The sequence below is a fragment of the Corallococcus sicarius genome (assembly GCF_003611735.1).
GTDB classification, from domain to species: domain Bacteria; phylum Myxococcota; class Myxococcia; order Myxococcales; family Myxococcaceae; genus Corallococcus; species Corallococcus sicarius.
On record NZ_RAWG01000453.1, the window covers coordinates 1 to 5,877 of the forward strand.

The following is a 5,877-nucleotide window of genomic DNA, read 5'->3' on the forward strand; positions in this document are numbered from 1 at the left end:
CGCGCACGCGGGCTTCTACCCGGAGGGCGCGGGCGAGTTCACCGCGGAGGTGGGCGCCCCGGTGGAACCGCCGCTGCGCGTGGACCTGCCCGCGCGGGGGCGCGGCATCGGGTCGAAGATGACGGACGGCAGCGGGGCCGCTGGCGGAGGCGGCCGGGGCCTTGCGGGTGCTTCCGGCGGCGGCTGCGAGACGGGCAGCGCGGTGGTGGTGGGAGAGCGCGGGCGCGGCGGCGGAGCCAGGACCGGGTTCGGCGCGATGGCCGGCGTCTCCAGGGGGGTGATGCTGCGGTTCGGGTCCTGCTCGTCGTCCTGGGAGGACGGACCCGCGCCAGGAGGGGTCCTGCGGAAGAAGTCGGTCATCACGGCTCCGGCAGAGGGGCGGCCAGCCTACTCCACCGCCCCGGGCCGGGGTGTTAACTTCGGGGCATGAGCTTCTTCCAGGCGCCCCCCGGTCTTGGCAACCAGTACGACGACGACGCGTTCCTGCGGGGATATCTGGCCCGCACCCTGCCGGAGGACGTCCTGCGGCCGCTCACCGACGACTTCCGGGAGCTGGGAGAGCTGGGCGGCAAGCACTTCTACGAATTCCAGCTCCGCGACCGGCTGAACGAGCCGGTGCTGACGCAGTGGGATGCGTGGGGGCAGCGCATCGACCACATCGAGGTGACGCCGCTGTGGAAGGAGGCGGAGGCGCTGACGGCGCGCAAGGGGCTGGTGGCGGTGGCCTACGAGCAGAAGAGTGGCGCGCTCAGCCGCGTGCACCAGTTCGCGCTGAACTACCTGGTGCAGCCGTCGCTGGATGTCTATTCGTGTCCGCTGGCGATGACGGACGGCGCGGCGCGCTCGCTGCTGTCGCTGGGCAACCAGGCGCTCATCGACCACGCCCTGCACCACCTGACGTCGCGCGACCCGGCGACGTTCTGGACCTCCGGGCAGTGGATGACGGAGCGCACGGGCGGCTCGGACGTGGGGCTGACGCTGACGGAGGCGCGTAACTCCCCCGAGGGCTGGCGGCTGCACGGCACGAAGTGGTTCACGTCCGCGACGACGGCGCAGATGGCGCTGACGCTGGCGCGGCCCCAGGGCAACGGCCCCGGAGGCAAGGGCCTGGCGCTCTTCTTCGTGGAGACGCGGGACGCGGCGGGCAGGCTCAATCACATCCAGATCAACCGGCTGAAGGACAAGCTGGGGACGCGCAAGGTGCCCACGGCGGAGCTGACGCTGGACGGCACGCTGGCGACGCCGGTGGCGGGGCTGACGGATGGCATCCGCAACATGGCGATGATGCTCAACGTGACGCGCACCTGGAACGCGATGGGCGCGACGTGGAGCATGCGGCGCGCGCTGGCGCTGGCGCATGATTATGCAAAACGCCGGGTGCAGTTCGGCGCGCCGCTGTCGGAGAAGCCGCTGCACGTGGACACGCTGGCGGGGCTGGAGGCGGAGTTCCAGGCGGGCTTCCTGCTGGCGTTCCGCGGGGTGGAGCTCCTGGGCAAGCTGGAGACTCGCACGGCGACGGAGCAGGAGCAGCTCTTGCAGCGGCTGGTGACGCCGCTGGCGAAGCTGACGACGGGCCGGCAGGTGGTGCACGTGACGTCGGAGGTGACGGAGTCCTTCGGCGGCGCGGGCTACGTGGAGGACACGGGCCTGCCGCGCATCCAGGCGGACGCGCAGGTGCTGTCCATCTGGGAGGGCACGACGAACGTGCTGTCCCTGGACGCGCTGCGCGCGCTGGCGAAGGAAGGCACGCTGGAGGCGTACTTCCACGAGGTGGAGACCCGGCTCGCGAAGGTGACGGACGTGGGCCTGCGCCCGTGCGTGCGGACGGCGCAGGACGCGCTGGAGCACGCGCGGACCTGGGTGGCCGGCGCGATGGCGAACCCGACGACGATGGAGGCCGGGGCGCGGCGGTTCTCGCTGACGCTGGGGCGCACGCTGGAGCTGGCGCTCCTGAGCGAGCACGCGCAGTGGTGCCTGGACCACGGGCACGGCCCGCGCACCCGCGCGGCGGCGCGGCGGTTCCGGCAGAACGGCGTGGACCTCATCCAGGATGAGGTGGACCTGGATGATTCGCGGCTGCTGGGGTGAAGCGCACGGCAGGCGGACTGGGCGCGGGACAACCCGCGCATTCCTGGTTCGCTTCCAGCGCAGCAGGGCTGGGCGCAGCCCCCCCTGCGCATCAGGGAGCGTATGGATACCGCTCGATGATCTTTCCCTCGGGGGAGACGGCGTAGAGTTCGAACCAATCGAACTCGAAGTTCCCACCGGGACCGATTCCCTCGCATTGGTCGACACGTCGATTCACGCGAACGATGTAGACGCCCTTCCCCTTCCCCACGACCACTTCCAAGGCCCGTGCGGTGAAGATGCACTCGCCCTGTCGGGACTTCGGGAAGCGGCTCACGACATCCTGGAGGGCGGCGTAGGACGCCAGGATGGCGGGGCCATCCAGAGTCGCCATGGGTTGTACGTCCTCTGGCCATTCAAAGGCAGACACAGCTCCGTTCTTGGAGCCTGTCCCCGCATCTGCGGCAGGAGAGGCACGCGTCAGGATGGGAACACCCGCATCTGGCTTCGGAGAGCTTTGAGGCGCTGGGGGCGTTCCCGCGTCTGCGAGGAGTGTCACCAACACCAGAATTGGATGGAGCATCATCTGTAGAAACGCGGCGCATCCCGATGTCCCGTGGCGAGCCATCCCCAGGCCGGAATGGGCTTCCCCTGGGAGTCCCGGGCAAGCCTTCCGCTGGGGGTGGCAGCGTACGCAACCAGCACCCAGCCTTCTTCGCCGACCTTCAAGCGGGGCCAGCTTTCGAGGTCCTGGCTGCTCGCACCCGCGCCGCAGGGATGGTTATGCGCGTAACCAAAGACAGGCAGGTCATCGCCAAACTCCGCATCATCGCCCCCGCCAAACGGAGGCCAGCACGATTTCGCCGCGCCCAGGACGTTGCGCACGGGCCAGGAAACACGCCAGTCCCTGGGCGTTCGATAGAGGGCGACGCAGTACTCGGTAGCGTCCGCTCGGGGCCGACCGGTTGACGACTCACAGGCATCCGCGGCGCCAGGAAGCCCCAAGAGCGAAGACAGCGTGGTCAGGACAAGATCATCAGGAACCTGGGACCCGTCTTCGATGACCACGGGAACGTCCGGCCATGGGCCCGGAGCTACCGCGAGGAAGGAATTGCCCTCCCTGCGGCGCAGCTCCTCGTTCAAGTAGTAGCGTTTCGCGCCCGCGCAGGCGACCAGCGTCCCCACGAGCACGCTGGCCACGAGTCGAGACATGCCGCGCCTGGATGGCTCCTGGGGACGCGAGCCGTGCGACGGGCTCAGCCCTGCTTGAGGGCGTCTTCCACGTACCGGACGCCCTTGGCCGTGATGGCCTTGCCCTTCTTGGTGTCCTGCGCGTAGCCGGCGTGCAGGCGCAGCGCCTTGGCGGCGTTCGGCGCGGCGTACGTCACGCCCAGCCCGCTCCAGAAGCGCGACGTCGTGCCCGACGTGATCTCCACGTCCAGGGACTTCGCCAGGTACAGCGGGATCAGCGAGCGCAGGAGCTGGTCCTTCTCCTTGCCGGCGGAGACCAGGTCCTTCTGGCGCGCGTGGCTTCGCAGGGCGGCTTCCAGCACCGACACCGCGTCCTCGCTCGCGGGCTGTGCCGCGGACTTCTTCGCGGCAGGGGCCTTCCGGGCCGCGGCCTTCTTCGCGGGCGCCTTCTTGGCCGCCGCCTTCTTCGCCGCGGGTGCCGTCTTCTTCCGGGCAGCAGCAGCCTTGCCCACGCTCTTCTTCGCCTTGGGCGCCGTCTTCCGACGTGCCGCAGTCGCCAGTTCCATACGCCCCTCGAAGGGAATCTCTACCACTGTCGCGTTGATGTTTCGTTCTGACACTGTCGCGGGAGCGACGACCTCGTGCGCGGAGGCGCGCGGGGGTTCTGAGTGCACCGGCCGGGAAACCCGGGTCGGCTGAGGCTCACTCGTGGGCGGCTTCCCCTGTGCGTAGTACCGCACCCAATCGCTGGCCTCCTCCACCACATCCGTGAGGCCCACGCGATCGAGCAGCGACCCCAACCATCGAAGACTGTTGCGCACTTGGAGAACCCTCCCGTTCTGATCCACGCTACTACACTCCCGACGGACGCCACCTATATCGCCAGCAATACGGGTTCTTCCATGCCCCCCCGGGTATGCTTGGCGGATCCGTTGCTGCCTTCACGGGAACAGACGTGCAGATGTAGCAGCAGCCTATTGCCGCACCGACACCCCACTCGAGGCATGGAGCCACTTCTTGCGCTCGGATCCCCCTTCTCATCGAATCGCGGTCGCCGGACTGTTGCTGCTAGCGGCGTGCACGGCCACGAAGGCACCCGGAACCCCCATGCGGCAGACCCAGTGCCGTGCGGTTCCGACGGTCGAGGAATGTCGAGCTTCGGCGGAGAGCGTCGATGACACCTGCCTCCGCGAGTGCATCCAGCTCCAGTGCAGCGGTGTGCTGGTGAAGTGCAGTGACTACATCCAGCAGAAATGCCGGGATGATGGAAAGAAGCGCGGGGGCGACATCGGCGGATTCGTCTTCCGGGGCGCGCAGACCTGCCACCAGCCCAAGGAAGAAATCTACTGGTGCGAACTGCCCATGTCCGACAGGTGCCGAGCGCAGACGATGGTCCACGAACTGGCACACTCCTGCGGGTGGAATCATGGCGATGGCCACGGTGTCCCCGGCGACAGTGGAGAACTCCGATGCAGATGAGGCACATCGTCCTCGCTTCCTTCGTGACGGCACTGCTCTCCATTCCCGGGTGTCGTCGCGTCGTCCCTCCGCAGGACACGCCTGAGGCGATGCCCGCCGCGCGTCCCCTCATCGAGCTCCAATCCCCCCATTACGACGGAGGCTCCCTCTCCGGACGCATCCTGGTGGGAACTGAAGCGGGGCCCCTCTCGTTGGATCGGCGGCTCATCGAGAACAGCTCCCTGGAAGTCACCGCGGTCCAGGACTGCGCGACGGCACAGCCCGTGGAGTTCCTGGTCGCGGACCGCTTCCCTCCCCCAGCCCGTGAAGAGGACTTCCTGAAGCTGGACCCTGGATACTGGTTCGGGGGCGAGATCGAATTCCCGCTGTTCGACGAACGCCTCAACGGCAAGCGGGGCCCGGACTGCATCGACCTCACCCTCACCTTCCATCCGAAGCCTCCAACCCCGGCCGCCACCACGACAGTCCGCATCACCAGGATCGCGGATCAGCCCGACGCCGGCTGAGCACCTCACTGCCGCACCGACACCACGCTGCGCGTCTTCACGTTCGTCACCTTCCCCGAGCGCTCCAGCATCCCCTCCCCCACCAGGAACAGCGCGCCGTGGATCTCCTTGCGGCACTGCGCGTACACGTCCGAGGGGACGACCAGGTTCGCGATCCCCGTCTCGTCCTCCAGCGAGATGAAGCAGATCCCCTTCGCCGTCGGCGGCATCTGCCGGCAGATCATCATCCCCCCCACCTTCACCCGGCGCCCCGCGGACACCTGCTTCAGCCCCTCCGCCGTCACCGCCCCCATCCGCTTCAACGTCGGCCGCAACAACTCCAGCGGGTGCTTCTCCAGCGACAGCCCCACCGTGTCGTAATCCGCGCAGACCCGCTCGTAGACGCCCATGGGCGGCAACTCCACCGCCGTGCCGTCCATCGCCATGCCGAAGAACAGGTCGTCCGCGTCCAGCGGCCCCAACGCCTGGATCTCCCACAGCGCCTGCCGCCTCGCGCCACACAACGAGCTCAGCGCTCCCGCCAGCGCCAGCCGCGTCAGCTCGTGTCTGGGAATGCGCGCCCGGCGCGCCAGGTCCCCCACGCTCGCGTAGTCCCCGTTGCGGCACGCCGCCACCGCCCGCCCCGCGGACTCTG

General features: G+C 68.7%; 7 protein-coding genes. 2 read left to right on the forward strand and 5 right to left on the reverse strand.

Annotated features, from left to right (window positions below; all coding sequences use genetic code 11):
- Positions 1–15: 15 nt before the first annotated feature.
- Entirely contained in the window at positions 16–360 is a 345-nt protein-coding gene (locus D7X12_RS43875) for a hypothetical protein (RefSeq protein ID WP_158620207.1), read from the reverse strand.
- Between the two features lie 66 nt (positions 361–426).
- On the opposite strand from D7X12_RS43875, the gene D7X12_RS38465 reads away from it, so the two are divergent.
- The gene (locus tag D7X12_RS38465; RefSeq protein ID WP_120630138.1) at positions 427–2,088 is read left to right on the forward strand and encodes an acyl-CoA dehydrogenase family protein; all 1,662 of its coding nucleotides are present in this window, start codon (positions 427–429) and stop codon (positions 2,086–2,088) included.
- 91 nt (positions 2,089–2,179) lie between these two features.
- On the opposite strand, the gene D7X12_RS38470 is transcribed toward D7X12_RS38465, so the two are convergent.
- The 3 genes from D7X12_RS38470 to D7X12_RS43880 all read right to left on the reverse strand — a co-directional run bounded on the left by D7X12_RS38470 (position 2,180) and on the right by D7X12_RS43880 (position 3,824).
- Positions 2,180–2,461, reverse strand: a complete 282-nt coding sequence (locus D7X12_RS38470; RefSeq protein WP_167509118.1) for a hypothetical protein — start codon at positions 2,459–2,461, stop codon at positions 2,180–2,182.
- A gap of 188 nt (positions 2,462–2,649) precedes the next feature.
- Complete coding sequence (locus tag D7X12_RS38475; RefSeq protein WP_208719560.1) at positions 2,650–3,279, reverse strand: hypothetical protein; 630 nt, start codon at positions 3,277–3,279, stop codon at positions 2,650–2,652.
- 44 nt (positions 3,280–3,323) lie between these two features.
- A complete protein-coding gene (locus D7X12_RS43880) occupies positions 3,324–3,824 on the reverse strand; it encodes a hypothetical protein (RefSeq protein WP_208719562.1) in 501 nt (166 codons plus the stop codon).
- A gap of 903 nt (positions 3,825–4,727) precedes the next feature.
- Between D7X12_RS43880 and D7X12_RS38490 the strand changes: the two genes are divergently transcribed.
- Positions 4,728–5,243, forward strand: a complete 516-nt coding sequence (locus D7X12_RS38490) for a hypothetical protein (protein ID WP_120630140.1) — start codon at positions 4,728–4,730, stop codon at positions 5,241–5,243.
- Between the two features lie 5 nt (positions 5,244–5,248).
- On the opposite strand, the gene D7X12_RS38495 is transcribed toward D7X12_RS38490, so the two are convergent.
- A partial coding sequence (locus tag D7X12_RS38495; protein ID WP_500683240.1) for a helix-hairpin-helix domain-containing protein occupies positions 5,249–5,877 on the reverse strand: 629 nt, incomplete at its 5' end.

Bases quoted from the DNA above. Each gene is read 5' to 3' on its own strand.
- D7X12_RS43875 (WP_158620207.1), bottom strand. From the start codon at position 360: ATGACCGACTTCTTCCGCAGGACCCCTCCTGGCGCGGGTCCGTCCTCC.
- D7X12_RS38465 (WP_120630138.1), top strand. From the start codon at position 427: ATGAGCTTCTTCCAGGCGCCCCCCGGTCTTGGCAACCAGTACGACGAC.
- D7X12_RS38470 (WP_167509118.1), bottom strand. From the start codon at position 2,461: ATGGCGACTCTGGATGGCCCCGCCATCCTGGCGTCCTACGCCGCCCTC.
- D7X12_RS38475 (WP_208719560.1), bottom strand. From the start codon at position 3,279: ATGTCTCGACTCGTGGCCAGCGTGCTCGTGGGGACGCTGGTCGCCTGC.
- D7X12_RS43880 (WP_208719562.1), bottom strand. From the start codon at position 3,824: ATGGAACTGGCGACTGCGGCACGTCGGAAGACGGCGCCCAAGGCGAAG.
- D7X12_RS38490 (WP_120630140.1), top strand. From the start codon at position 4,728: ATGCAGATGAGGCACATCGTCCTCGCTTCCTTCGTGACGGCACTGCTC.